This window comes from Vibrio sp., from assembly GCF_047973365.1.
GTDB lineage: Bacteria > Pseudomonadota > Gammaproteobacteria > Enterobacterales > Vibrionaceae > Vibrio.
The window spans coordinates 96079-122217 of the sequence record NZ_JBKEBW010000004.1; the positions used below are offsets into that span (position 1 = coordinate 96079).

Annotated in this window: 22 protein-coding genes; 11 read left to right on the forward strand and 11 right to left on the reverse strand. The window is 42.6% G+C overall.

Translation table 11 applies throughout. From position 1 onward, the window contains the following. Positions 1–206: 206 nt before the first annotated feature. The 5 genes from ACK5MF_RS00760 to ACK5MF_RS00780 all read left to right on the forward strand — a co-directional run bounded on the left by ACK5MF_RS00760 (position 207) and on the right by ACK5MF_RS00780 (position 5349). On the forward strand, positions 207–2183 hold the full coding sequence (locus ACK5MF_RS00760; RefSeq protein ID WP_416918417.1) for a replication initiator protein RctB domain-containing protein: 1977 nt from the start codon (positions 207–209) through the stop codon (positions 2181–2183). A 624-nt stretch (positions 2184–2807) separates the two neighbouring features. Continuing rightward, entirely contained in the window at positions 2808–3005 is a 198-nt protein-coding gene (locus ACK5MF_RS00765) for a PA3496 family putative envelope integrity protein (protein WP_416918419.1), read from the forward strand. Positions 3006–3334: 329 nt separating this feature from the next. Beyond that, positions 3335–3544, forward strand: coding sequence for a DUF3283 family protein (locus ACK5MF_RS00770; protein ID WP_416918421.1), 210 nt, complete (start codon positions 3335–3337; stop codon positions 3542–3544). Positions 3545–3616: 72 nt separating this feature from the next. Beyond that, positions 3617–4336: a YebC/PmpR family DNA-binding transcriptional regulator gene (locus tag ACK5MF_RS00775; protein WP_416918423.1), complete on the forward strand. Its 720-nt coding sequence runs from the start codon at positions 3617–3619 to the stop codon at positions 4334–4336. Positions 4337–4473: 137 nt separating this feature from the next. Further along, entirely contained in the window at positions 4474–5349 is an 876-nt protein-coding gene (locus ACK5MF_RS00780; RefSeq protein ID WP_416918425.1) for an NAD(P)-dependent oxidoreductase, read from the forward strand. A gap of 88 nt (positions 5350–5437) precedes the next feature. On the opposite strand, the gene ACK5MF_RS00785 is transcribed toward ACK5MF_RS00780, so the two are convergent. Then, the gene (locus tag ACK5MF_RS00785; protein WP_416918427.1) at positions 5438–7324 is read right to left on the reverse strand and encodes a methyl-accepting chemotaxis protein; all 1887 of its coding nucleotides are present in this window, start codon (positions 7322–7324) and stop codon (positions 5438–5440) included. Between the two features lie 773 nt (positions 7325–8097). Between ACK5MF_RS00785 and cyoA the strand changes: the two genes are divergently transcribed. From cyoA to cyoE, 5 genes are read left to right on the forward strand one after another with little or no spacing between them, the layout of a single operon-like run. Then, the gene (cyoA, locus tag ACK5MF_RS00790) at positions 8098–9012 is read left to right on the forward strand and encodes a ubiquinol oxidase subunit II (RefSeq protein ID WP_416918429.1); all 915 of its coding nucleotides are present in this window, start codon (positions 8098–8100) and stop codon (positions 9010–9012) included. A 5-nt stretch (positions 9013–9017) separates the two neighbouring features. Continuing rightward, positions 9018–11048, forward strand: a complete 2031-nt coding sequence (cyoB, locus tag ACK5MF_RS00795; protein ID WP_416918431.1) for a cytochrome o ubiquinol oxidase subunit I — start codon at positions 9018–9020, stop codon at positions 11046–11048. Beyond that, on the forward strand, positions 10957–11631 hold the full coding sequence (gene cyoC / locus ACK5MF_RS00800) for a cytochrome o ubiquinol oxidase subunit III (protein WP_416918433.1): 675 nt from the start codon (positions 10957–10959) through the stop codon (positions 11629–11631). The genes cyoB and cyoC overlap by 92 nt, the downstream gene beginning before the upstream one ends. Next, on the forward strand, positions 11631–11945 hold the full coding sequence (gene cyoD, locus ACK5MF_RS00805) for a cytochrome o ubiquinol oxidase subunit IV (RefSeq protein WP_416918435.1): 315 nt from the start codon (positions 11631–11633) through the stop codon (positions 11943–11945). Before cyoC ends, cyoD begins: the two co-directional genes overlap by 1 nt. Before the next feature lie 6 nt (positions 11946–11951). Next, positions 11952–12818 (forward strand): heme o synthase, encoded by an 867-nt coding sequence (gene cyoE, locus ACK5MF_RS00810; protein WP_416918437.1) that lies wholly within the window; start codon positions 11952–11954, stop codon positions 12816–12818. 112 nt (positions 12819–12930) lie between these two features. Here the strand turns inward: cyoE and fbpC are convergent, their stop codons facing one another. The 6 genes from fbpC to ACK5MF_RS00840 all read right to left on the reverse strand — a co-directional run bounded on the left by fbpC (position 12931) and on the right by ACK5MF_RS00840 (position 20931). Next, positions 12931–13986 carry a ferric ABC transporter ATP-binding protein gene (fbpC, locus tag ACK5MF_RS00815; RefSeq protein ID WP_416918439.1) on the reverse strand — a complete coding sequence of 352 codons (1056 nt, stop codon included), beginning with the start codon at positions 13984–13986 and terminating at the stop codon, positions 12931–12933. A gap of 11 nt (positions 13987–13997) precedes the next feature. After that, entirely contained in the window at positions 13998–16094 is a 2097-nt protein-coding gene (locus ACK5MF_RS00820) for an ABC transporter permease (protein WP_416918441.1), read from the reverse strand. A 119-nt stretch (positions 16095–16213) separates the two neighbouring features. Then, on the reverse strand, positions 16214–17248 hold the full coding sequence (locus ACK5MF_RS00825; protein WP_416918443.1) for an ABC transporter substrate-binding protein: 1035 nt from the start codon (positions 17246–17248) through the stop codon (positions 16214–16216). A 92-nt stretch (positions 17249–17340) separates the two neighbouring features. Next, entirely contained in the window at positions 17341–18648 is a 1308-nt protein-coding gene (uhpC, locus tag ACK5MF_RS00830) for an MFS transporter family glucose-6-phosphate receptor UhpC (RefSeq protein ID WP_416918445.1), read from the reverse strand. A gap of 85 nt (positions 18649–18733) precedes the next feature. Continuing rightward, on the reverse strand, positions 18734–20302 hold the full coding sequence (uhpB, locus tag ACK5MF_RS00835; protein WP_416918513.1) for a signal transduction histidine-protein kinase/phosphatase UhpB: 1569 nt from the start codon (positions 20300–20302) through the stop codon (positions 18734–18736). Positions 20303–20304: 2 nt separating this feature from the next. After that, a complete protein-coding gene (locus tag ACK5MF_RS00840; protein WP_416918447.1) occupies positions 20305–20931 on the reverse strand; it encodes a response regulator in 627 nt (208 codons plus the stop codon). A 348-nt stretch (positions 20932–21279) separates the two neighbouring features. Between ACK5MF_RS00840 and ACK5MF_RS00845 the strand changes: the two genes are divergently transcribed. Next, on the forward strand, positions 21280–21636 hold the full coding sequence (locus ACK5MF_RS00845) for a YibL family ribosome-associated protein (protein ID WP_416918449.1): 357 nt from the start codon (positions 21280–21282) through the stop codon (positions 21634–21636). A gap of 34 nt (positions 21637–21670) precedes the next feature. On the opposite strand, the gene ACK5MF_RS00850 is transcribed toward ACK5MF_RS00845, so the two are convergent. From ACK5MF_RS00850 to malT, 4 genes are all read right to left on the reverse strand, one after another. Next, positions 21671–21892 carry a helix-turn-helix domain-containing protein gene (locus ACK5MF_RS00850; RefSeq protein ID WP_416918451.1) on the reverse strand — a complete coding sequence of 74 codons (222 nt, stop codon included), beginning with the start codon at positions 21890–21892 and terminating at the stop codon, positions 21671–21673. 168 nt (positions 21893–22060) lie between these two features. After that, positions 22061–22366, reverse strand: coding sequence for a helix-turn-helix domain-containing protein (locus ACK5MF_RS00855; protein WP_001963940.1), 306 nt, complete (start codon positions 22364–22366; stop codon positions 22061–22063). Then, on the reverse strand, positions 22356–22706 hold the full coding sequence (locus ACK5MF_RS00860) for a type II toxin-antitoxin system RelE/ParE family toxin (protein WP_416918453.1): 351 nt from the start codon (positions 22704–22706) through the stop codon (positions 22356–22358). The genes ACK5MF_RS00855 and ACK5MF_RS00860 overlap by 11 nt, the downstream gene beginning before the upstream one ends. Before the next feature lie 548 nt (positions 22707–23254). Continuing rightward, positions 23255–25963, reverse strand: coding sequence for an HTH-type transcriptional regulator MalT (malT, locus tag ACK5MF_RS00865; protein WP_416918455.1), 2709 nt, complete (start codon positions 25961–25963; stop codon positions 23255–23257). Positions 25964–26139 lie beyond the last annotated feature (176 nt).

Below are 26139 nucleotides of genomic sequence, written 5' to 3' on the forward strand. Positions count from 1 at the left end.
CACGGGGAAAATAAATAGACAACAAATACAGTAAGTTATGTTTAAATTTCCATTCAGATCATAAGATCACTTTAATCACTATTAATCATTATCATCAAAAAGATCAGTTATTTAAGAGCAATAACTTTTTCTTTATTTATGATCTTTTTTTCTTTATCCTTTTGGAACTATAGCGATATTACGGTTATTGTGGGATAGATCTAATAATGGCATCAGAAGATAAAATACTGATCAAAGCACCTAGAAGCCATAAAGATGGACATCTTTTTACGGTTTCTGAATCTGCGATCGACTGGATAGAGCAGTATCAACATTTTAAGGGTGTAACAAGAAGTATTATTGAGCTGCTTAATTTAATTTCACTACGTGGTTTTAGTAGCAAAGATGGATTGGTTTCCACGACTGAACTTATCGATGCTACTGACGGTCAATTAACACGAGCTGCTATCCAACAAAGACTTCGTGCTGCTGTGAACATCGGTCTTTTTCAACAAATTCCGGTACGATTTGAAGAAGGTTTAGCAGGTAAAACCATGCTTCACCGTTTTATCAATCCAAATCAACTTATCTCAGTGTTGGGTTCAACAAGCCTTGTAACCGAATCGGTTAAACAGTCAGAAAAGCAAAAGCGTTCTAAAGCACTGGCACAAACACAAGTCAATAAACGTCTGTTGAACGAACATGGGCTTAATACGCCACCAGCAATGAAAGATGAGACTGAACAGTTTGTGGTTTCTCCGACCAACTGGGCAGGGATCATTGATCAAGCGTTAGCTCCACCAAGAACGAGAAAAAGTTACCAAAAATCAATGGTGTCTATTTCTGGAACTCGAGCGGTAATCGAAACTCGATCATCGAAGAACATTATGACAGTTGATGATCTCATGACGTTGTTCGCTCTGTTCACATTAACCGTTCAGTATCATGATCATCACCATGAAGACTACCAGCTTAACGCCAGCCAAGTACCCAATAAGACGCCGCTCTATATCACAGATATTCTTTCTCTAAGAGGTAAGAAGGATAGTGGTCCTGCACGTGATTCCATTCGGGATAGTATTGATCGTATTGAATTTACCGACTTCCAATTGCACGAATTGACAGGACGTTGGCTGAGCGAAAACATGCCGGAAGGGTTTAAGAGCGATCGTTTCCGTTTCTTAGCCAGAACGATCACCGCATCGGAAGAGGCACCAACGGAAGGTAGCGATGGTGAAATTAAGATCAAACCAAATCTTTACATACTGGTTTGGGAACCGTCATTTTTCGAAGAGTTGATGACGCGTGATTACTTCTTCCTGTTTCCTCCAGAAATTCTAAAACAACATACACTTGTGTTCCAACTGTACTCGTACTTTAGAAGCCGTATGTCACGCAGGCATACCGATGTGATGATGTTAAGCGAATTAAATCAAAAACTTGCTCGTAATATCGAATGGCGTAGATTCTCTATGGATCTACTTAGAGAACTTAAACGACTTTCTGATGGAAAAGGGACGGATGATCTTTTTGTGGTCAATCTATGGGGTTACCATTTAACGATCACTACTTCGATCGATAAAGGCAAAGTGATTGATTATCAAGTTGATATTAAGTGCGACGTTGAAGAGGTATTGCGTTATTCACGTGCGAAGATGACCAACGCAGGCAAACGCAATATGGCGCCAACGTTGCCAAACCCACTTCGCCATGAAATGGTATCAAAGCAGAAATTGGCAGAACTGTCTGAAATCATTGATGGTGAATTCGAACCCATTCAACGCAAATCGCCGTCACCAAGAGGCAAATTGGGACGTCGCGTGAAGCAGCGTAAGCACTTAGTTGAGATCAATGCCGACGAGATCACTATTACTCTATCTAAATACACCTCACCAGAAGCGCTAGAACGCAGTATAAGCGCTTTGGCGGCTATGACTGGACATGCCCCTTCGTCTATCAGAGAAGAGTGTTTAGAGCTGATTGATAAGCTTGATTGGCTGCGTGTGGATGATCAAACTATTCCATATGAGACGTTGAGTAAATTGATCGAGCTTTATAATTCTCAAAATGAGAATAAGCACTTGTCGATTGAACGCCTGATCTCTGGGTTGGCGGTAAGAAGGAAAGTGTGCAAACAAGTTTATGATGGTCATTTGGACGAATCAGTATTCCGGGCGCTGGATGAAGTTGCTATTGGTATTTAAATCAACAAATGAACAGATACTGAACACAATGCTGACATATGCCTGACATAATAAAGCCTCTTGTTGGCTAAAGTTACTAGCGAATAGACAACCTTTTGCCCTATCTGATGAATTTAAGGATTGGCTCATATTGTTACATTCATTCTGAATATTTTTTATCGAGTTCTCCCCAAGGACTCGATTTTTTTTTGTCCAAGATTTAAATTTACGCTACGCATTCCATGATCATGCTTTCGTGATTTTTTATTGTCCCATGATCATTCTTCCGTCGTTGTGAAATTTGCTGACAAGAGTGCAATAAGTTTAATTCGGGTTATTCAATCATTTTTACTGGCTAAATAAGAAGCGGCAAAATGGATCTGTGGGGAAGGGCATTTGTTTTGCTGAACTTTAGAAAGGGCTCGGTTTAGCCGACAAAAATTGAGCTAGATCAGGTTTATTTTTTAGCTGTGAATCTGCTCAATGTACTGCCAGTTTTAAGCTTGTACAAAAGATAATTGAGTGATTTGTAAATTAGATTTGTGAATTATAGTTTACGTCACATTATTGCTTAAATGTACTTAACAGCGATTTGGACCTTTGCTACAGATTACATGTCCTTGCATGGTTTGTTCGGAGGTTACAATGTCCATCAATTCTATTAACCATGATGAAATCACTGGTATCACAGAGAAGTGGGACTTCAAAGAAGAAGTTGAAACTCAGATTCCAGTTAACAAACAAAAATCAGCGGAAGCTCGTCGTCGCATTGAAGCATTAAGAGAGATCCGTGAAAGTGGTTTGTCTATTGAAGAGGCGAAGGAACTAGGACTTCTTCATTAAGATACTCACTTATTCGGTTTACAAAGGTGGCTGTAGCCACCTTTTCTATTTTGAGAACATTACTTAACAGCAATTTTTGCTATACCCAAACTACTTTAAGTTGTAGGTAGGCGGCAAGTGAGTGAATCCCCATGACCACAGATTACCATGCGTGATTGGGGTGAACGAACGTAGCCAACACCGCTGCAGCTTCAAGTAGGAAGGGTATATAAATCGATTTTTTGTACGCTTAGTAACGAAAGTCATAGAATCCGACATTTTTGACTCTTAATTTTTGCTATTCCTATGCTATATTTCGCCCCATGTTTTTATCGACTGTGGGTTTACTAATGTCTTTCAACCTTGCGCTGCTTGATGTGAATGAAAAAAACAAAATAGAACTGGATAAACAGGCTTCTTTTTTGATTTGGAAAATGAAGCAGGCAAAAGGCGGACCGGAAGAGATTACTAAGCATCTAACCACTCTTAGTTCTGTACAAGATAAAGAATGGTTTCAACAGTCGGTGGACAAATACAAAAGGGTTATGGGCGTCATGTGATGCTCACCCAAGCAGAAATTTTATTTTCTGCATGAATCTGTCGCATTAAATTGAACTAGAGAGAACATCCCGATGGGAAGAAGTTTCGAAGTGCGCAAAGCCTCTATGGCGAAAACTCAAGGCGCAAAAATTAAAGTTTACTCAAAATATGGTAAAGAGATTTACGTTTGTGCAAAGAACGGTGGTATCGACCCAGACATGAACTTGTCTCTTCGTCACCTGATCAGCAAAGCGAAAAAAGATCAAGTACCAGCTCACGTTATTGATAAGGCATTAGACAAAGCGAGTGGCGGTGGCGGTGAAGATTACCAACCAGCTCGTTATGAAGGTTTTGGTCCTGGTGGCGTTAGTGTTATCGTTGACTGTCTAACAGACAACGGCAACCGTACTTTCCAAGATGTGCGTCAATGCTTCGTTAAGACTGGCGCTAAAATTGGTACTCCAGGTGTTGTGGCACATATGTTTGACCACCAAGCCGTATTTCAATTCAAAGGCGAAGACGAAGAAGCGGTATTAGAAGCGCTGATGATGGAAGATGCGGACGTCACGGATATCGAACTTGAAGATGGTATCATTACTGTATTTGCACCAAACACTGAGTTCTTTAAAGTGAAAACAGCACTGAATACCGCTTATCCTGATCTTACTCTAGATGTTGAAGAAATCACTTTCGTTCCTCAGAACCAAAGTCCAATCTCTGGTGAAGACGCAGAAAAATTTCAAAAGTTCCTAGATTTACTAGATGACTGTGATGATGTTCAGCAGGTTTACCACAACGCTGATATTCAATAACAAATACCGGGCTTAGGCTCGGTTTTTTGCTTTTATGGCAACGATAATTTGTCGTGCTCTAACCATAAAAGCAACTGCTGGGTATGAAGTGCCAAAGTCAAAAAGAGCATAAAGAAAAAACATTATAGGGAGATAAAATGAAAGTCAGTTTTATTGGTTTAGGTGTTATGGGCTATCCCATGGCGGGGCATTTGGTCAAAGCCGGATTTGATGTCACGGTATTTAATCGCACAGAAGCAAAAGCAAAGGCTTGGGCGGAACAATATGGTAGCGCTTATCGATCAACTGTCGCTGAGTGTGTCAAAGATGCCGATGTGGTTTTGCTATGTGTCGGCAACGATGATGATGTTCGTAGTATGACCACCAGCGAAACCGGCGCACTAGCGTACATGAAATCTGGCGCTTTGCTTGTTGACCACACGACGACCTCTGCTCATCTTGCTGAAGAGCTCTCAGAAGCCGCTCAAGCGGTTGGTGTTCGTTTCATGGACGCACCCGTTTCTGGTGGTCAAGCCGGCGCTGAAAATGGCGTACTGACAATTATGTGTGGCGGTGAGCAAGCAGATTTCGATGCACTTCAACCGATATTTGATGCCTATGGTCGCTCTTCGGTGTTGATGGGGCGAGTAGGGCAAGGGCAACGTGCAAAAATGGTTAACCAGATTTGTATTGCAGGCGCTCTAACGGGAATTTCTGAAGGTTTAATTTTGGCTGAAAAAGCCGGCTTAGAGATTGAAACCTTGGTTGCTTGTCTGAAGAATGGTGCTGCGGGTTCATGGCAAATGGAAAACCGCGCCGTGACTATGTCGCAAAGTAAATTTGACTTTGGCTTTGCTATCGATTGGATGATTAAAGATCTGGGGTTTTGTCTGGATGAAGCGAAGCGGCAAGGCGTGAAACTGCCGATGACAGAGAAAACGATGCAGTCGTATCAGACATTATCACAGCAAGGGCAAGGGCGTAAGGATACGTCGATTTTGATCAACGCGATTAAGCAAGGCGCTGCAGATTAACCTTAGACTAAATGAATAAAGCCGACTCAATTGAAAGTCGGCTTTTGCATTGTGGACAATAATTTGTATTGTAGATAAAAACTGTGGGTTAACTCAGTTTAAAGGTCGCCACTTTCTCTCTCAGGTCTTCCGCCTGATATTTAAGTTCGTTTGATTGGTTTAAACTTTCTTCTGAACCCATCACCAACTGATCTGTGACATCTTTAATGGCCGTCACGTTCTGCGTAATTTCACTGGTGACATGGGTTTGCTCTTCTGCCGCAGTAGCAATTTGTGTCGCCATATCGCTAATGAGTGCGACGGCAGCATTAATTTCTTCTAAAGCGAGAGAGGCTTTATCTACATCCTCAACGGAGTTTGCCGCCAAAGTTGAACTACTCGCCATTAACGTTACCGCTTTTTTGGTCGTTTCTTGCAGTGTATCAATCGTGGCTTTAATTTCCTCGGTGGACGTGTGCGTACGTTGTGAAAGAATGCGAACTTCATCGGCCACCACAGCGAATCCCCGTCCCTGTTCTCCGGCTCGTGCTGCTTCAATGGCGGCATTGAGCGCTAATAGATTGGTTTGTTCGGCGATCCCTTGAATTGTTGCGAGAACGGTTGAAATTTCCAGTGCATGTTGATTCAGTGCCGAGATAACCGCACCGGCTTCTTCGACCGATTCCGCCAGTTTATTGATCGAACTTTTGGTATGAATGACGAGTGTGTGCCCATGATTCGTACTATTCGCCGAATCTTGCGCCGCTTGTGCTGTATGCTCTGCATGAGAGGCGATCTCCTTGGTGGCTGAGGCCATTTCAGTCACCGCTGTTGCTACCATGACAACTTCTTGTTGCTGTTGGTTTAGTTCCGTTGCTGACAGATTTGCTCGATGTGCCCCCTGATCCGATTGCTCAGAAAGCTGCAGCGACTGATGACGAATATGCCCGATGAGCGCATGCAGACTATCGACAAAGGTATTGAAATTATTGGCCAGCCTACCGACCTCATCACTGTTCTCAACCACGATACGCTGCGTCAGATCACCACTACCACCGGCTATTTGTTCCAGAGCATTAGATACGTTATTGAGCGGACGGAACAGAACGTTACAAAGCAGATTGAATAATACGGTACACAATACAACCACAATACCCGTGACCAATAGTTGTTCCAGTATCGCGTTATAAAGTGGCGCGATCAAAGAATCGTAATTGAGTATGGTGACCGTGGTTAGTCGGGTATTGCCAATTTTCCGTGCATAAAGCACATACTTTTCACCATGGATGTCGACTATCAGATCGGTTTGGCTAGAGACTGCGCGCTGAATATCTGCGTAATGGAGTCCTAATTCAGCCACACTTTTATTGAGTAATTTAGTATCGCTGTGAGTGAAGATATTGCCCGATTCATTGGCGATGAACATATAGCCATCACCTGGCAGGATCACCTGTTGAATATTTTTGATGATATCGGTGATTTCAACATCTGCACCGAGAATGACTTGTTGACCGCGCAGATTTAATGCTTTACCCAGTGAAACCACATTAGCGCCGGTTGCTGATGCAACCGTTGGGTTGTCCATATAGACGCTAGCCGGGTTTGCTTTGGCGTTTTTATACCAACCCCAGACCCTAGGATCATTGTTATTCGCTGCGAGTGTAACATTGTTAGCATTCTGCTGAGAGCCATCAGGGTAAGCAATGAAGACGTTGTCAAAATCGGCAGAATCACGAACCTGTTTCAAGTGAGTAATGATAGCATCGGATTTTACTGCATCGGAAAGGGCGGTCAGGGCTCGTTGTTTTGAAAGCAACCAGTCATTGACATACTGGTTGTACGAGGTTGTAGAACTTTGTAGTCGCTGCTCTATTTCGATATCTAAACGATTGAGAGAGGCGTTGTAGGAGAGGAGTTCCACTAAAACACTCCCTAGAACGATAGCAATACTTGCGGAGATGGCAAGTTTGTTTTTTAAAGATAAATTTTTAAACATAGATAACTCTGCACACTCATTATTGTTCGAATAGTAAACCTTTATGAATATAGGTAGTTTTAACCAAACTGATGATAGTTCTTGTTTCCGGAGCCATTATCGAGTGAAAAGAAACCGGTAACATTTTGTCAGTATATTCCTACATCATTAGTTTAGGAATAGAGAGGTGATATGAAACTTAAGTTGCAGGATTATTCATTAAACTCATTGATTTAAAATGTATTTTTGGTTTCAATCTTGTTAATAATGGATGTGTGTTATGTTGCTTATCCTTCCAATATCACAGGATAAGCCGGTTTCACTGCCAATATGGCTGGATCACGACGTTAGTAAATTTTTCAGAAAGCTCAGTTAAAAAATTCGAAAAAATAATCTCCCATTTTTCGGTCAATTAAAAAGATTTATTGATTTAAATCAATAAATAGTTTGTTTTGTGATTACAATGAGTTAACCCTATTAACCACCATTTTTAAATGGCTAATTTTAAAGGTTATTTTTATTTGTGAAATGTTAGATTCCATTTTATTGCACTTTGAAAGTGCGACCAATGTAAGCATAATGCGTCGGATGTAACTAAAAGTTTCTAAATGTAATCTTTACGTTAATGTGGTTATTGATGGGCATGAATGGCTTATCAATGACGTGTCATAAGTAAAATAACAGCAGTTTCATTTGTTACAAGCTCAACAAAAGAAAAACGCATATAAATTCATACGGATTCTTAAAGTGCCAACTTTTGTTATGGAACTCCGTAAACATAATCGAGAAAGTCAATGGAAGCCTCAAGATATAAAAGCATCTTGTCGCGAGCGGGATTGTTTTGTGCAATTTTGCTCCTGTCTGGATGTCAGTCTGCTTTGCTGGATCCCAAGGGCCTAGTAGGAGTGCGTGAGAAAGAGTTGATCATTACCTCTCTTCTCTTGATGTTGATTGTTGTTATCCCTGTGATTTTAATGACAATTTACTTCGCCTATAAGTACCGTGCTAGCAATACCGAAGTTGAATACGCTCCTGAGTGGTCTCACTCAACTAAGATCGAATTGGTGGTTTGGACAATTCCAATCATCATCATTGCGATTTTGGCCGTGATTACTTGGCGTTCAACTCACGAACTAGAACCGTCTGTACCTCTGAAAAGTGACATCGAACCAATCACAATTGAAGTCGTTTCATTGGATTGGAAATGGTTGTTCATCTATCCGGAACAAAAAATCGCTACGGTTAACTACGTTGCTTTTCCTAAAGATGTTCCTGTTACGTTCAAAATTACCTCTGACAACATCATGAACTCTTTCTTTATTCCTCGCTTAGGTAGTCAAATTTACGCTATGCCCGGCATGGTGACTCGTCTACACCTAATTGCAAACCATGAGGGAGAGTATAAGGGCATATCGTCGAGCTATAGCGGCGAAGGTTTCTCACACATGAAATTTGTCGCGAATGCGCTACCTGACGAGCAAAGCTTCGATGAGTGGGTTGGTGAAGTGAAGAAACAACCATCCATGCTACACGCTTTCAGTGATTACCAAGCGCTTGCAGAGCCAAGTGAAAACGTTCCGGTGACTTACTACTCTCATATCCCACAAGACTTATTTGAGTCGGTTGTTATGCAACACATGGGTTCACTCAATATGGGTGAAGAAGAGGCTCAACACAGTCACATGGACATGGCAGAACATAAAGGGTAACAGAGATGTTTGGAAGACTTACATTAGACTCCATTCCATATCATGAGCCAATTATCATGATCACTATGGCGGTGATCGCGCTCGTTGGCCTTGCTGTTGTTGCGACCATCACTCGCATGGGCAAATGGCAATACCTTTGGAATGAGTGGTTTACATCGGTAGACCATAAAAAGCTTGGCTTTATGTACATTGCCGTAGCGATGATCATGTTACTTCGTGGTTTCGCTGATGCGGTGATGATGCGTAGCCAACAGCTACTATCATCAGCGGGTGAAGCAGGTTATCTGCCTCAGCACCACTATGACCAAATCTTTACTGCGCATGGCGTGATCATGATTTTCTTTGTGGCAATGCCGCTCATCATTGGTTTGATGAACATCATTGTTCCATTGCAAATTGGTGCTCGTGACGTTGCGTATCCATTTTTGAACAACCTAAGCTTCTGGTTGTTTATTGTGGGTGTGATATTGACCAACCTCTCTCTTGCGGTCGGTGAGTTTGGTCGCACTGGCTGGCTAGCTTATCCGCCGCTGTCTGGTATTGATGCCAGTCCGGGAGTAGGGGTGGATTATTGGATATGGGCACTGCAAATCTCGGGTGTTGGTACGACGTTATCAGGCGTGAACTTCTTCGCGACCATTCTGCGTATGCGTACACCAAGCATGCCATTGATGAAAATGCCAGTCTTCACATGGGCATCACTATGTTCGAATATCCTAATCATTATTTCGTTCCCAATTTTAACGGTTACCATTGCACTGCTAACGCTGGATCGTTACCTAGGAATGCACTTCTTTACCAATGACATGGGCGGCAACATGATGATGTATGTCAACCTGATTTGGGCATGGGGTCACCCTGAGGTTTACATCCTAGTGTTACCTGTATTTGGTGTATTCTCAGAAGTGACTGCGACTTTTTCTCGTAAGAAATTGTTCGGTTATACGTCACTAGTATGGGCAACGATCGTCATTACCATCCTTGCATTCGTTGTATGGCTACACCACTTCTTCACTATGGGTGGTGGCGCGAACGTCAACGCCTTCTTTGGTATCGCAACCATGATCATCTCAATTCCAACTGGAGTTAAGATTTTCAACTGGTTATTCACCATGTACAAAGGCCGTATTCGTTTCACGACTCCTATGATGTGGACGATCGGCTTCCTAATCTCATTCTCGATTGGTGGCATGACAGGTGTGCTTATGGCGGTACCGGGCGCAGACTTCGTGCTGCACAACTCAGTATTCCTTATTGCGCACTTCCATAATGTAATCATTGGTGGTGTCGTTTTCGGCTGTTTCGCTGCAATTACTTACTGGTTCCCGAAAGCGACAGGTTTCACTTTAAATGAAACTTGGGGCAAACGTGCTTACTGGTGTTGGATCACAGGTTTCATCCTAGCATTCCTACCACTATACGCATTGGGCTTTATGGGAATGACTCGTCGTATCAGCCAAAACCTCGATCCGGAATTCTTCCCGCTGCTTGCTGTGGCTGCTTTCGGAACAGCAATTATTGCTGTTGGCGTACTGTGTCAGTTTATCCAGTTCTACGTCAGTATCCGCGACCGTCATCTTAACCTAGATGTGACTGGTGACCCTTGGGATGGTCGTACGCTTGAGTGGGCGACATCTTCTCCACCTCCGTTCTATAACTTCGCTGTGATTCCAAAAGGCGATGAGCTAGATGCATTCTGGTACCAGAAAGAACGTGGTGAGCACGACATCAACAAAGAAGTGGACTATCAACCGATCCATATGCCGAAGAACACACCAACAGGTATGTACATTTCAGCATTCGCATTGATTTTCGGTTTCGCGATGATTTGGTACATCTGGTGGCTGGCCGCTGTTGGTTTCATCGGCGTGGTAGTGACGGCGATTAAGCACAGCTTTAATGAAGACATCGACTACTACGTACAACCAGAAGAGATCCGAGCAATTGAAGAAGCTCACCGTAAGCGTGTTCTCGCTGCGAAAGAGCAAGCAGAAACAAACAAAGACAACGGTATGGAGGTGGACTATGCACGCTAACACTCATGATGCACATGATCACCACGATAGCGGTAGTCTGAAACTGTTTGGTTTCTGGATTTACCTGATGAGCGACTGCGTGCTGTTCGCGAGCTTATTCGCAACTTACGCAGTACTAGCAAACGCGACCGCAGGTGGACCAGACGCAAAAGAGCTGTTTGAACTGCCATTCGTATTTGTAGAAACCATGATGCTGCTATTTAGTAGTATTACTTTCGGTTTCGGCATGATTGCGATGAAGCGCAAAGACATTGCCGCTCTTAAACGTTGGTTAGCGATTACTTTCGTTCTCGGTGCTGGCTTTATTGCGATGGAATTGTATGAGTTCCATCACTTGATCGCTGAAGGCGCAAGTCCTCAACGCAGCGCGTTCCTATCTGCGTTCTTCACGCTAGTTGGTACACACGGTCTACACGTGAGCTTTGGTTTGATCTGGTTGGCAGTCTGTTACTGGCAGCTATCAACTAAAGGCTTGAACGAAATGATGGAAACACGCTTTAACTGCTTGAGCTTGTTCTGGCACTTCTTGGACATCGTTTGGATCTGTGTATTCACCATCGTTTACCTAGTGGGGGTTATGTAATGAGCAACCAACATTTAGATAGCGCGAAGAGCGACTATGTAAAAGGTTTTATTGCGTCACTCATCCTGACCATTATTCCGTTCTACTTTGTGGCGACTCAAAGTCTGCCAAAAGACATCACATATGCAATCCTATTCGGTTGTGCTGTGATTCAAGTGATTGTGCACTTCATCTACTTCCTACACATGGAAATTAAGACGGATGAAGGCCAGTGGAACTTTGTTTCCTTGATGTTCACGGCTATTGTGGTGCTGATCTTGATTGCGGGTTCAATCTGGATCATGTGGAACCTTAACATCAACATGATGATGTAGGTTGAAATGATCAGAGGTTACCTATCAATCACTAAGCCGGGCATTATTATCGGCAATTTGATCTCTGTGGCTGCGGGGTATTTCCTCGCAGCGAAATCAGAAGCTGCGGATGGACTGTTACTGTTGTTTACCTTAGCGGGTGTGGCGATGGTGATTGCGTCTGGCTGCGTGGTAAACAATATTTTCGATCGCGATATTGATTTGAAAATGGATAGAACTCGTGGCCGTTTGCTGGCCCAGGGTGACATCAATATCGATCATGCGTTCGTGTTTGCCATCGTACTACTGCTAGCGGGAACCGCCTTGCTCTATAGCATGGCGAATCCGTTATCGGCAGTGGTGGTGTTATTGGGTTACGTGTTCTACGTATTCTTTTACACCATGTGGTACAAACGCAACTCAGTGTATGGAACTCTGGTCGGCAGCGTATCTGGTGCTGTGCCGCCATTGGTTGGTTACCTTGCTGTAACCAACTACATCAGCTTGGAAGCCGTGTTGCTGTTTGCCTTGTTCTGTTTATGGCAGATGCCACACTCTTATGCGATTGCCATGTTTCGCATGCAAGACTACAAAAACGCGGGCATCCCTGTGTTGCCTGTAGTATCTGGCATCGAAAAGGCTCGTAAACACATGATCGCGTACGTGGTTGCGTTCAACCTTGTGGCGTTAGCTTTGTTCCTGCTTGGAAATGGTGGTTATGAATACTTGGTTGTCGCTGCAGGTGTATGTTTCATGTGGACACAAGTGACCTTTAAAAAGGTTACTGAGGAAAACTATGTTGAATGGTCAAAAGCGGTATTCAAAGTATCGCTACTGGTTGTTATGAGCATCAGTACGGTTTTGGGCGTAGAGCTTATTTCGCTATCAATTTAATTCCACTATCAATTTAAATCAGCAGGCTAATACCTCTGTCGATGATGGTTTCATCTTGTTCCAATCCCTAAGCTATTTTCATAGCTTAGGGATTTGTCTGTAGAATTTAGTTTTACTCGTGTGTTGGTAGTAAGAATAGTCCGTGAGGGTTAAAAATAAGGAAGGCGTGCCTACTTAGCTCTTGGCTAAATTGTGCGGAGTTGAGTTGCAGCAACAACTCTTGATCATGCCATTTAACCGTAACTTCATACATAGAGCCCATGTATGCCGATTTCAATATTTCACAAGCTTGATTCTCTTCACCATTGGAAGCCAAAGTAATAGCTTCAGGACGAACCCCTATTTGATATTCACCTACCTCTTTGTTTTTAGTAACAATAGGATCTGCTTTAATGGAGTAGCCGTGAATATGGATATTCTGCCCATCGAAGTGACCATTGAACAGGTTGGCTTCGCCCATAAAGTTCGCCATGAACATTGATTTCGGTGCTTTGTATAACTCCTGTGGCGAACCAATTTGCATGATATCGCCATCCTTCATCACTATAACGGTATCTGATACTGCGAAGGCTTCAGCCTGGTCATGGGTAACGTATAGCGAAGTAATATCAAATCTTTGCTGTAGTTCACGGATCGTTTCGCGCATGCTACGACGTAAGTTAGCATCAAGGTTACTTAATGGCTCATCAAACAACAGTACTTTGGGTTTGAGTACTAAAGCGCGAGCCAGAGCTACACGTTGTTGTTGACCGCCGGATATTTGGTCAACAAAGCGTTCGCCCATACCCTCAAGATCAACAATCTTTAATGCTTCGTCAACGCGCTGACTGATTTCAGCTTCAGGCAATTTGAGCATTTTCAATCCGTAAGCGACGTTCTCATACAGCGACATGTGCGGAAACAGAGCGTAAGATTGGAAAACCATGCAAATATCCCGTTGTTGAATTGACCGTTCGGTAACATCTTCGTCATCAATAAAAATTTGACCACTAGTTGGCTTTTCTAGCCCTGCAACCAGTCTTAATACCGTGGTTTTCCCACAACCAGATGGACCAAGTAAGGTTACTAAGCTACCTTTTTTAATTTCCAGATCTAGGTCGCCGATGACGGTATTGTTGCCAAATCGTTTACAAATATTTTTTAGTACAACAAAGTTTTGTTTTTCCATGGTGAAGTCTCCTAGGAATCTTGATTGGTGGCTTTTGAGCGAGAGATTCGAGCTTCGCCCACCAGTAAATCAAACAACAGAATGATGGCTAACATCACCACTATTAATACGGAACCATAAGCAATGGCGATACCATATTCGCCGTCTTCAACACGGTTCAATATGTATGAAGTTGCAACACGGGTTTCTGGCGTAACTAAGAAAATGATAGCGCTTACCGTGGTCATTGCTCGCACAAAGCTATAAACCAAGGTTGATAAAATAGCTGGACGTAGTAATGGCAAGATGACGTGTCGAATGGTTTGCAATGAGCTAGCTCGTAAGCTTAACGACGCTTCATCGAGAGATTTGTCTAGCTGGCCAAGCCCGGCTATACCAGAACGAATGCCCACAGGGACGTTACGCATTACCATTGAGATCACCACAATTGCCGCGGTGCCAGTTAAGTAAATTGGAGCATTGTTAAACGCAAGGATGTAAGAAACACCAGCAACAGTACCCGGCACGGCAAAACAAAGCATGGTTGAAAATTCGATTACTTTCTTGCCATAGAATTGCTGTCTAACGACGATATAGGCGATCAGCAAACCAAACAGAGCGGTAATTGGAGCGGCAACACCAGCATAGATCATGGTCGTGATCAATGAGGGCCAAGCACCATCGGACATGCCATTACCAAATAGATTGATGTAGTTTTGTAGAGTTAATGAGTAATCAACACCCCAGTTAACGGTAAAGCTACCGAAGAATATGCTGCCGTACAGTAGAACGTTAAACAGCATCCAACCATATAGTGTGAAAGTCACGCCAAGTTTGAGCGAAGGTGGCATCTCTTGTACATCACCGCGATAAGCTTTGCCTGAAATGGTGACGTAAGAGCGCTGACCGATCCATAGATATTGAACGACGAAAATCGCCAATGAGAACAGTAGTAATACTGAACCTAATGTACTGGCCGAAGCATAATCTAACTGCGCACCAGCGATATAAAAGTAAATTTGTGTTGCTAAGACGTCAAAGCTACCACCAAGGACTAGCGGGTTACTAAAGTCTGCTAGCGACTGAACGAAAATGATTAAAAATGAGTTAGCTAATGCCGGTTTAAGTAACGGCATTATGATGCGGAAGAAGGTTTGATAACGGTTTGCTTTGAGTGTGTAAGACGCCTCTTCTAAAGAAGGATGAAGCGATTTAAGCGCGCCATCCAAAATCATAAATGACATAGGAGCAAAAGCTAAAACTTGAGCAAGCCAGATACCAGTAAAGCCGTATAACCAGTTGGTTTTCTGTAGCCCAAAGTATTCCACCATTAATTCAGTAATATAGCCGGAGCGACCTAACATTAGGGTGACACCAAGGCCTACAATAAAAGGAGGAGTAACAATCGGTAAAATCGAGAATATACGAGCGATAAACGCAGAACGTTTAGCAATACGAGTGGTATAAATCGCAAAAATCAAACCAAAGAAAGTAGCACCAATACCCACAGCACAACCCAGAACTAATGAGTTACGAATAACAGCAACAGTATGTGATTGCGAAAGGATGTCTAAAAACTGCCATGCGACCCAGCTACCTGCGTCATCTTTAAACATGGGTAAGAAAATTGCCACACTTGGAAAAATAATAAAGATAGCAATTAACAGGATAATCGAGATCAAGGAACCTATAACAAAATGGTCACCACCCAAATACTCTAATCGGGCAAAGGCTAGTGTCATCACTGCGCCAAGGGAAGTGAAAAGTACGATTGTCGAGTAGCCGAGTCCTTGATTACTTAACCATGAGCTTAAAAGAACGACCAACATACAAACAGCAGAGTAACTAATATCAAAATAGTGGCGTGTTTTATGTTGGCGACCTAATGGTGATAATGGACGAAATACCAGTAAAAGTGGCATGCTAAACCATAACCAAGAAATATTTGGTTCGCTCCATCCCATCGCAGCATAGAATTCATCGGATGTTGATTCAAAAACACCATAATCCAATGCAAAAGAAGGCAGAAGAATAAAGCTGAATACCATTGCCCCGAGCCAGTAAAACACCGCATCAATATGACGCTCATGGCTTGAGGTCAGGTTTAGAGCTTGAAGTTGCTCGTTCATGGTAAGACCTTAATTTAAAGTCGAGCTCTCCCTGCCTGCGAAGCAAGTACGCTAGCAAGGAGAGTATTCGGAATGTAAAACCGCGACTGAGTTGGTAGCGGAGAGATTAAGCCTTGTTACTATTTGCTCATTTTGACATCGTTAACCCACTTAGTGATTAAGCGTTTACGTTCGTCAGATGATCCATAGGTTTCCATGTCGTAGTTGATCAGAGTCAACTCGTTTGGATTTAGGGCATTTGGTGATTGCTCTGCTTTAGAGTTGGTTAGAATTTGGAATGATTCACCTTCTTTCCACGCCAATTCTTGACCTTCTTTAGATAGCACCCAGTCCATAAACAATTTCGCGTTGTCTAGGTTGCGAGCACCTTTAATGATACTTGCGCCGCCAATTTCATAACCTGTGCCTTCACATGGTGAAATCAGCTCAAGTGGTGCACCTTTTGATTTTTCAAGAGAGTAATCGTGCAAAAAACCAATGCCGATGGCGATTTCACCACGAGCTGCGTTACGTGATGGAGTTACGCCAGACTTAGTGTATTGAGAAACGTTTTTATCTAACTGTTTAAAGTAGTCAAAAGCGGTTGGTTCGTCCCATAATTGGATAAACGTAGCAAGAGCTGTATATGCCGTACCCGAACTTTGAGGGTCTGCAATTTGAATCTCGCCTTGATACTCAGGTTTAGTTAGATCTTTCCAGCAACGAGGTACAGGAATTCCTTTTTGTGCTAGACGTTCTGTATTAACACCAAAGCCAAGAATGCCCATATAAACAGCAGAAGAATAGTTCCCCTTACGTTTAGCTGGATCTTGGAATTGCTCGATGATGTTTGCTAACTGCGGTGACTTATAAGGTTGCAGCAAATCCATTTCACCTGCTTGAGATTGTGGATCAAGTGTACCGCCGTACCAAACATCAGCACGTGGGTTATTCTTTTCAGCATCTATTTTTGCCAAAGTACTTCCTGAGCCGTTACGAACGAAAGAAGTTTTGACATCATATTTCTCTGAAAACGCTTTTGTTTCAGATTCACACATCGCATTCGTCGCACTACAGTAAACGACTAGGCGTCCTGCGGCTTGTGTTACTGGAGCGGCCATTACTGAGCCGATAATACTAAGAGCGAGTAGTGTACGTTTGGCATTAATTTTCATAGGTGATTCCTTTTATTTGTACTCCTGCAAATTCCCGATGGCTTCTCTAGGTCTTTTAGCGGAGCTTCGTCACGTTGTTGGTAGTTCAGTTATTAGTGTGTTTGTTGCTCATCGTTCATTGAAGATTGCTGAGCTTTTATAAAGGGCAACAGTTGCAAGCTGACTAGAATTGCTGCCGCAGTAATCAGTCGAAAATATCCATCCCATCCCCAAGCCGTGAGCGCTAGCGACATCGGGTAACTTGCCAGTGCTGCACCAAGATAGCTAAACAGCCCAATAAATCCGGTCGCAGTACCTGCCAAATCTTTTCTGGAACACTCTGCTGCAGCCATACCTATCATCATTTGTGGGCCAAAAACAAAAAAGCCAATACAAAAAAAGCAGCCAGCAATAAACCAAATTTGACTAATGGGGGTTAGCCATAATGCAGCTACGGAAGCTGTTATCCCTAAAGCAAAAATTAAGATCATCGGGGCTCTGTTGCCACGAAAATAGATGTCGGAACCCCAACCGCCAAACAGTGAGCCAAAAAAACCACCTACTTCAAACATTGATACCGCAGTATTAGCACTTAATATGTTGTATGAGCGGCGCTCAACTAAATACAGTGCACCCCAATCATTGATACCAATTCGTACCACATAGACCAGTAGATATGAGCCACATAACAGCCATATGTAGCGATTGGTTAGCACATAGCGTGATACGGCGGCCTTAAAGGACAAATGTTGTCCTTCTCGTTCGTGATCTCGTTCTAAATCATCGGCTCGCCATTGACCAATAGACGGCAAACCTAATTGGTAGGGAGAACCTTGGATTCGATAGCAAAGCCCAACCCCAATCAATACCGCAATACTGCCTGCTATAATAAACCCGTAACGCCAACCTAAAGTTAAACAGATAAAGCCAATGGTAACGGGAAGCAAAGCACTACTTAAGTTGTGGCATGTGTTCCATAATGACCACCAAAATCCTCTTTCACTACGCGAATACCAACTGGTGAGTATCTTGGCACAAGCTGGCCATCCCCATCCTTGAAAAAAGGCATTTACTGTCCAAAGTAGGGTGAATGTGATTAGGGATGAACTAAAACCGAAAACAATGTTGATAATCCCTGTGGCAATCAAGCCTAATCCCATCATGTAGCGAGATTGACTGTGGTCAATAATCAGACCAGAGGCAAACTTGGATATGCCATAAGTTAAATAGAAAAGCGTACCTATTATCCCTAAATCGGAATAATCCATATTTAAGTCGGCGATCATTCCGGGTTGAGCAAAATTGAAACTCTTACGAGTCAGATAAAAAACGCCATAGCCAACATACATAGAAACCATTAAATGAATGCGCCAGTAACGGTAACGTTGATTGATTTCTATCGATTGTGCTGTTGGTTGCATGTTCAGCCGTCCTTGTTCAATATCATCCTAGTTAATAAGCGAAGGAAAAACATGGGAAGGATTTTTATTCATCTAGGAAAATTTCCTAGTTTTTACTCATTTGTGGTGCTTTTGCGGGTAAGTTAACAATTATATGGGTGCCAGATTTAGGTGGTGAGGTTACGGTGACTTTTCCTCCTAGCGCAGAGGCTCTTTCGTTAAGCCCTTTCAAACCTTGACCAAGAATTTGCCAGTTATTGGGTAAGCCTAACCCATCATCTTTCACATCCAGTACGATATCGCTTCCGGGAAACAAGCTGATATGCACATTTCTCGCTTGAGCATGTTTAGCGATGTTATTTAGCAGTTCTTGGGTAATGCGAAAGAGTGTGACGATGATGGTGTCATCTAATTTGTGAGTGTGAAGCCCCATGTTTAAGCGAACATCAATACCTTGCTCTTTGAATTTCATCTCTTGCACCAACTGGCGAATTGCGTGTTCTAAACCAAGTTCATCAAGAATATGTGGCCGAAGTTGTGTAAGTAATTGTCTCGTTGAGTGATGAATGCGCATCGCCAACGATTGTATGTTGTTTGCCGAGTTTATTGCTTGTTCATTTTCACTTAAACGCCCAACCAACATAGATTGGATTTGAATTGCGGTAATATTTTGACCAATTTCATCGTGCAACTCACGGGCAATAGATTTACGGATACTCTCTTCTACGGAAACTAATTGCCTAGCAAGTAGTTGTTTTTCTGATAATTCTTTTTCTAAACGGGAATTGGTTTTTTGTAGCAACTGTGCCAGTTGGTGTTGGCGACTAATGGCTATACCAAGCCCTAAACCGATTAATGCTTGGCTAGACATAAATATCATCAGCTCTTGATCGGTATTAAATGAACCGTTGAACTGTCTCGCTGTTGCCAAAAGTATGCAGTTCAAACTTGTGGCTAATACCCCACCTTGCCAGCCATAGCGATAAGCGAGAAAGATAGTTGGTAGCATTATGATTAGTAGTGCAAATGGCTTCATATGCTCAAGTAATGTCAGTTCAGCTAATAAGCCAGATCCGAAGAAGAAGAGACTCCACAACAACATCTTAGGTTGGAGTTTAACATTGTGATGAATAAGCTGAGGTCGAAGTGGAAGCCATACTTGATGCTGTAAATAATCAGCAAGTAAATAGAAAAATGGCGTTAACACTATTCCACCAGTGAGCGACGATATAGTCATAGCAATTGTAGTTGTACTGCTAATTTGCAAAGGTTTGGCTATTAAAGCAAACATTAGACCAATAAAAACACTGTGAGTAATTACCATAGCAACAATTAACAACAATTTTTGCCAATACAGAGATAACGTTTGCCAACGATAGCGTCCGCATAAAGCTACAAACCAAGCAACAAAAGGCATTAACATTAATAAGTAGATAGTTTGCGTGGTCGGTAATATTTCCGTGATAGCTACTGCCAGTAACATATCACTAACAAGAAATACCCATGAGTGGACTGGTTTAATAAAGAGATATGCCGCCAGTCTAAGACCTGTTGGAAATAACAAATAAGCCTGTAAGGGAGTTTCACTCAAATACTGACTGATATTCCACAGACTAAACTGACTAACGGTATAGAGAATAAAAAGAAAAGTAAGATGAAAAGGGGTTCTTAACATCATTAGCTTTCCGCTAATAAATGGTGCTGTAAAGCAAAACGGATAAGGTCGACATTATTGGTCAAGCTGAGTTTATTAAGAATATTGGCCCGATGCACATGAACGGTTTTATGGCTCAGAAACAGTGATTGGGCAACGTCTTTTACTTCCTTACCTTGTATAAGTAGATCAAACACTTCTAGTTCACGCTTGGTTAGAGCAGCTAACACGTTATTAGTGCTGATGTTACTGAGGTTAACTAAGGCATCAGCACATAAATAGCGTTTGCCTGCAGCAACGGTGCGAATGGCGGTTGCAAGTTCAGTAGGACCACAGCGTTTAGATAGATAGCCCTGAGCGCCAGCATCTATGGCTTTTTGTACAAAAGATGCGGAATCATAAATGCTGAGGATAATTGCTTTGAATTCAGGATTATGTTGGCGTAATCGTTCGAGTAAACTCAGACCGTTTTCGTCGGGCATTGAAATATCAATCACCGCAACATCGACAGATGATTCACTCAATTGACGAAACGCTTGCTTAGCATTGTCAAACTCGCTGGTGACAGTAATGTCATCTTCCAAATTAAGAAGTTGAGCAAAACCAGATCGTACTATGGTATGGTCATCAATTAAGGCAATTTCAATCATAACGTTGTCTACCGTTGTTTAATGGGGCAGATCTATGTAACTGTAAATAGTCACGGAAGTGTAATGCTTTTGTACCATGAATGCAGAGACATACGGCACTATTACAGTTTTTAACGTAACGATAAGTTTGTTTATTGTAATCATTCGGTCTAATTAAATATTCTGCATGTCTATGTATTCGATTTGATAAAACCTAATTCAATGGTTATCAAGCATCTTTAGCTTAAAAATGATGTTTGGATACAGGTATGATGCTCGGCATTAAGTTAGGAGCAATACAATTTCCCCATGTCCTACTGAAGCAGCTATGCTATACTCCGCCTCCAAATTTTATGTAAGGACTAAACCATGAGTCTGAAGAACGACATTCAACAACTGAACAATCGCATCGATACTTGCCGTCACAAGTTGGATGCAGCCAAGACTCGCGGCGATAGTGCGATGATCACTAAATTTACCGATGACATCGATAGACTGACTAAGCAGCTAAAAAGCTTGAAACACAAAGTTGAATACGATCTCAATAAAGAGCGTAAAGAGTTATCGGATATGGCTTTCTCTCGTGAAATCACCAAAGAAGAGCAAGCAGATTTAGGTAAGCTTAAAAAACGCGTGAAAGGGTTAGTGGTTGTTCACCCAATGACGAAAATTGGCAAAGCCATGCGTATTGAAGTGATGACAGGTTTCGCACCAAAACCTTTCTAATCGTGAAAAGTGTGTGAGTAGAATAAAGTTCATACTAAGTAATAAAATCATACTGCAATGGCAGCGATCGCCTTAGTTCGCTGCCATATCTAAAACGTTTTAGTAAAATTTTCGCTTTTTCAACACGACTATTGTTTAAAAATGACTTTGGCGTTATTCCAAGGTGCTTTTTAAAAATACGGATTAATGTTTCTTTTGATCTTCCAAACTCTCTTGAAACATCCTCAAGAGATGGTGCACAAGTTATGTCTTGCAAAAGGCAAGGCGATTTCTTAGCTTGCAGACCAACTCACTTTCGTCTTCATATTCACTTTTTGGGGAGCAGTAACGGCATGCTAAATTGAATAAAAAGCTCTCAACATCTACGGCTACTTCATGAGACTCTTTATTTAACAGTAAAAGAATTAAATCTGAGAAATTGGCATTACACTGGGAAGCCAAAATGTTTTCCGTCTGGCAGTTCTACATCAATGCGAAGCTTACCACCGGTCGCTTCGATGTATTTCTTTAGAGAGCTAAGACGTAAATCTTTGCCAGATTTTTCTAAATTGGCAACTGATGGCTGACTAATGCCCATAGCTTTAGCGATTTCTACTTGAGATAGATGGGTGATCTCTCGAAGCTCAGCAAGTCGAATATCAAGAAGCATATCCGCTGCTTTTTCTTTAGCGGCAGCAAGTGCTTCTGGTGACATTTTTGCGTCAAGTACGCTTAATGGGTTACTTTTCATTTTTAAGTTCCTCTAAATGCTCATCAAGTTCTGCATCAGTAATCGGAATCATCTTTTTGTAGAATCTCTTATCGCCAGTTTTGTCACCGCCACATAAGATAATTCCTGTTCTTTCTGGGTCAAAAGCAAAGAAAGCTCGTATAGGTTTCCCATTGCTTTGCACTCGCAACTCTTTCATGTTGCTGTGTTTTGAATCTTCCACAGTGTCAGCGTATGGTCTGCTCAACTGAGGCCCTCTTTCTAGAAGAACCTGGATGCATGCACGGACATTAATTTGATCGCTTTCATCTAGTGATAGAAACCACTCGTCAAAAAGCGGTCTAGTTACTACATTCCACATGTTTATCTTTGCTTTCTTAGTATAGACTATATTCTATATAGATTTTTGTCTATATACAATCACGTCAACTTTAATAACCACTCAACCCTACAGATAACAAGCGCAAATTGTATGATTAAGCAATGCCTCGTCAGTCTGAGTTGGGTACACCTCCACGGCAAGATCGTTTTAATTTGGAACTTTTTACAATTGACCGATATGTAATATGTACGGAGTGTGGTCTTAAAACACTAGAAAATCATGGGGATGAATTTCTTTAGTTGATTGCTAATATGATTACTTTTATCAAAACCCTCACGCTTGAAGCTGCTGTTGTTGTCGCTGTCATGTATGGTGTCCGTCGCCTTTTTGAATCGACTCCTTTAACACAGTAACTATCTGCAAAGGCAGCGTTTGATACCAACAAACTTAAGAGAAACAAACCAATTGTTTTACGCATCATTATTGTTGTCCTCCTATTAGTATGAGACTTATTCCACTCCCACAAAAAGATAAAAGAAAGAATACAAAAAGAGCCAGCATTGCTGGCTCTTTGCGTTTTACTCGAATCAATAACCCATCAGTTGTAACAGATTTTCCGCGGTGTGAACCGCTTCTTTACGGTTAGCGATGTTGAGCTTCTGATACAAATTGCGGATGTGCGTTTTGATGGTGGTTCCTGCGACATCCAGTTCCTGTGCAATTTGTTCATTGCTGAAACCGGAATAGATTAAACCTAACACTTGCCATTCACGTTGGGTTAGCGGGCTAGTACGTACTAACTCCGGAATGTTCGGGTGATTGATGAGTTTTTCGACAAACTCTTCATCAAAATGCACTGAACGGCTGCGTTGTGTGGTTGAAATTTCTTTCATTAACTGTTGCGCACGGTGGCGTTCCAAATCGCCCAGTTCACCACGTTGAATCAGTTTTTCTAATACGTGACCCACTTTGGCTCCATCGATCAGGAAGTTGCCAACCATTCCGGTTTGGTTAGTGAGTGCTAACGCTTGTTTCAGCTTCTCTCGAGCCTCTTCCTCTTTGCCAAGCGTTGTCGCCAGAATCGATTCTACAATCAGGTTGCGGTTGATATCGGTGATCAACTGGTATTTCTTCGCTTCTTGTTGCATGAAGTTTAACGTCTGTTGTGCTTCATCCATCATGCTCATATTGATCTGTGCTCGGGCAATATTGCGCCATTGCAGTTGCGAAAAGTGGTTACACGCTCTTTCTGGGCGAGTTGAGGTATTTAACCAGCCTTGAATTGAATCCAAATCACCACGAGCTTGCCAGTAAAGCAACAAAGAGAGTGATGCATTGGCGGTCCAGTCGACGTGGTAGCTAGACTGTTTCATCAGATGCTGTATTTGCTCGATGAAGCGGCTTGCTTTGTCTAGTTCGCCTCGGCCAACAGCGATACGTGCCAGCATTGAATAGCTGTGCAGATGCTTACTTGGTGAGTGGTTGCCGAGAACGTGCAAACCTTTATAGGCACACTCTTCTGCTTCATCCAAACGGTTCCAGCACCAAAGAATTTGTGCGCGAATACGAAGCAAGAATTCGTGCAGAGGAAGCTGGTGAAGCTGGTGTTCTTCAATCAACTTGAATGCGTTGTCCTGAACCTCATAAGCGGCCTGAACATAGCCCTGAGCTATCAGGATCTCGCTTTGCTGCAATAATGCCCAAAGCGCTTGATGATAAACCTGATACTGGCGAGCCAGTTTTTCAGTTTGTTGCATCATTGGCAGAGCGCGGCTCAGTTGCCCTAATACGTGGTTAACTTCACCCACAACGGATGTTGCTACAATTCGGCTGCGATAGATGGTGTTATCGAGCTGGCTTAATGCTAATTCAGCGAGTTCCAATGCTTTTTCCGGTTCGTTTTGGTTGATAGCGACCTGAGCGCGTAGTGCATTGAACTCACCTTGTTCTTTGCTCGACAGTTCCACATTAAGTTTTGCCATCTCTTCATCAGCTTTGGAGAGCAGCGCACCCACATCGTTGTATCTGTGTTGACTTTGAGCAAGCCATGCTTGCAGCATGCAAAGTTTGGGGTCGCTATAAAGCTGAGTTGGCGAAAGCGTATTGATGGAAGACTCTAACATCTCCAGTTCGCCCTGGTTGAACATTCTCCAACCGTGTTTACTTAAAATGGTGGCCAGAAAATCGGTGTCCTGAGCGATTTTCGCGTGACGCATTGCTTGGTGAGGGTTAGACATCTCTAACCAAGCGTGCGCCGCCTCTCTATGGAGATCGTGTTCTTGTTGTGGAATACGCGCCAGACGCTGGTGGGCAAGGAACTCGCCAAACAAATTGTGGAAGCGATACCAGTTGTGCTCACCTTCCAGTGGGTAGATGAATAAACCAAAGCGGTTAAGGGATTCAATCATGCTCAGTGCATCATCTCGCTTAGTCAGTGCGGTGACTAATGAGTCATTAAAGTGTTCCAATACGGAACATTGCATCAGAAATTGACGAGTTTCGTTATCCAGAAGGTCAAACACCTCTTCAACCAAGTAATCCCATAGGTGTGCGTGATTGAATTGGGAAACAGACTCTGCGCTTTGCTCCAGTGTCCGTTTTTGATATTGCGCCTGAAGCGCAATCAACTGCAACGCTGAAGGCCAGCCTTCCACGTAATCACGTAAGCTGTTTGCCGTGGTATCGTCAACGCCGTCGGTGACGCGTTGATTAAAGAAACGGGTGGTTTCTTCTGTATCGAAAGCCAGCAGTTCGTTATCAATTTCTATCATCAAATCACGTACGCGCAGGTTTGCCGTACCAAGAGGTGGTGCTGAGCGACTAGTGACCACTAAAGTCATGTTGTCTGGCATATGTTTGATAAAAAAGCGCATCGCTTCATGGATTTCATCATCAGAGAGCAGATGGTAGTCATCCAGAACTACATAGCACTCTCGGTGGTAGTGCGCCATTTCGGTAAACACTTCACTAAATAGTGAATGAATTGAGGAAAACTGACGTTTTTCCGCCAGCTTTTGTGCATTTGGGCAGCTTTGATCAGTCGCTTTATTAATCGCTTGTAGGAAATAGTTCAAGAAACGGAAAGGATCGTTGTCGCTGTCATCAATGCTGTACCAACCCACATTCGGTTTGTCTGCTAACCATTGTGCAGCCATAGTGGTTTTCCCGTAGCCTGCGGGCGAACGAAAAAGCACGAGCTTATAACAAGTCGCGTTGTGCAGAATGTCCAGTACTCTTGGACGAACAATCGCATTATGCAAACGGCCGGGACGCGTCAGTTTAGAAGGTATCCACATGCTTGATTTCCCTTCGATCAAATATTGGGGGGGTGGAAACAGAGATCTCTGTCACTTTTATGCTGATGATGTTACTTGATGTTTTTCACTACGTTTATTGATCCTTTTCGCGAATTTCGCATGATTCACATTTCGATGCTGACTACGCCCTAAATGCGTGATCTTTATCAATCTAT

Excerpts from the sequence above, each read along its gene's own strand:
- ACK5MF_RS00760 (WP_416918417.1), top strand. The coding sequence starts at position 207 with ATGGCATCAGAAGATAAAATACTGATCAAAGCACCTAGAAGCCATAAA.
- ACK5MF_RS00765 (WP_416918419.1), top strand. The coding sequence starts at position 2,808 with ATGTCCATCAATTCTATTAACCATGATGAAATCACTGGTATCACAGAG.
- ACK5MF_RS00770 (WP_416918421.1), top strand. The coding sequence starts at position 3,335 with ATGTCTTTCAACCTTGCGCTGCTTGATGTGAATGAAAAAAACAAAATA.
- ACK5MF_RS00775 (WP_416918423.1), top strand. The coding sequence starts at position 3,617 with ATGGGAAGAAGTTTCGAAGTGCGCAAAGCCTCTATGGCGAAAACTCAA.
- ACK5MF_RS00780 (WP_416918425.1), top strand. The coding sequence starts at position 4,474 with ATGAAAGTCAGTTTTATTGGTTTAGGTGTTATGGGCTATCCCATGGCG.
- ACK5MF_RS00785 (WP_416918427.1), bottom strand. The coding sequence starts at position 7,324 with ATGTTTAAAAATTTATCTTTAAAAAACAAACTTGCCATCTCCGCAAGT.
- cyoA (WP_416918429.1), top strand. The coding sequence starts at position 8,098 with ATGGAAGCCTCAAGATATAAAAGCATCTTGTCGCGAGCGGGATTGTTT.
- cyoB (WP_416918431.1), top strand. The coding sequence starts at position 9,018 with ATGTTTGGAAGACTTACATTAGACTCCATTCCATATCATGAGCCAATT.
- cyoD (WP_416918435.1), top strand. The coding sequence starts at position 11,631 with ATGAGCAACCAACATTTAGATAGCGCGAAGAGCGACTATGTAAAAGGT.
- cyoE (WP_416918437.1), top strand. The coding sequence starts at position 11,952 with ATGATCAGAGGTTACCTATCAATCACTAAGCCGGGCATTATTATCGGC.
- fbpC (WP_416918439.1), bottom strand. The coding sequence starts at position 13,986 with ATGGAAAAACAAAACTTTGTTGTACTAAAAAATATTTGTAAACGATTT.
- ACK5MF_RS00820 (WP_416918441.1), bottom strand. The coding sequence starts at position 16,094 with ATGAACGAGCAACTTCAAGCTCTAAACCTGACCTCAAGCCATGAGCGT.
- ACK5MF_RS00825 (WP_416918443.1), bottom strand. The coding sequence starts at position 17,248 with ATGAAAATTAATGCCAAACGTACACTACTCGCTCTTAGTATTATCGGC.
- uhpC (WP_416918445.1), bottom strand. The coding sequence starts at position 18,648 with ATGCAACCAACAGCACAATCGATAGAAATCAATCAACGTTACCGTTAC.
- uhpB (WP_416918513.1), bottom strand. The coding sequence starts at position 20,302 with ATGTTAAGAACCCCTTTTCATCTTACTTTTCTTTTTATTCTCTATACC.
- ACK5MF_RS00840 (WP_416918447.1), bottom strand. The coding sequence starts at position 20,931 with ATGATTGAAATTGCCTTAATTGATGACCATACCATAGTACGATCTGGT.
- ACK5MF_RS00845 (WP_416918449.1), top strand. The coding sequence starts at position 21,280 with ATGAGTCTGAAGAACGACATTCAACAACTGAACAATCGCATCGATACT.
- ACK5MF_RS00855 (WP_001963940.1), bottom strand. The coding sequence starts at position 22,366 with ATGAAAAGTAACCCATTAAGCGTACTTGACGCAAAAATGTCACCAGAA.
- ACK5MF_RS00860 (WP_416918453.1), bottom strand. The coding sequence starts at position 22,706 with ATGTGGAATGTAGTAACTAGACCGCTTTTTGACGAGTGGTTTCTATCA.
- malT (WP_416918455.1), bottom strand. The coding sequence starts at position 25,963 with ATGTGGATACCTTCTAAACTGACGCGTCCCGGCCGTTTGCATAATGCG.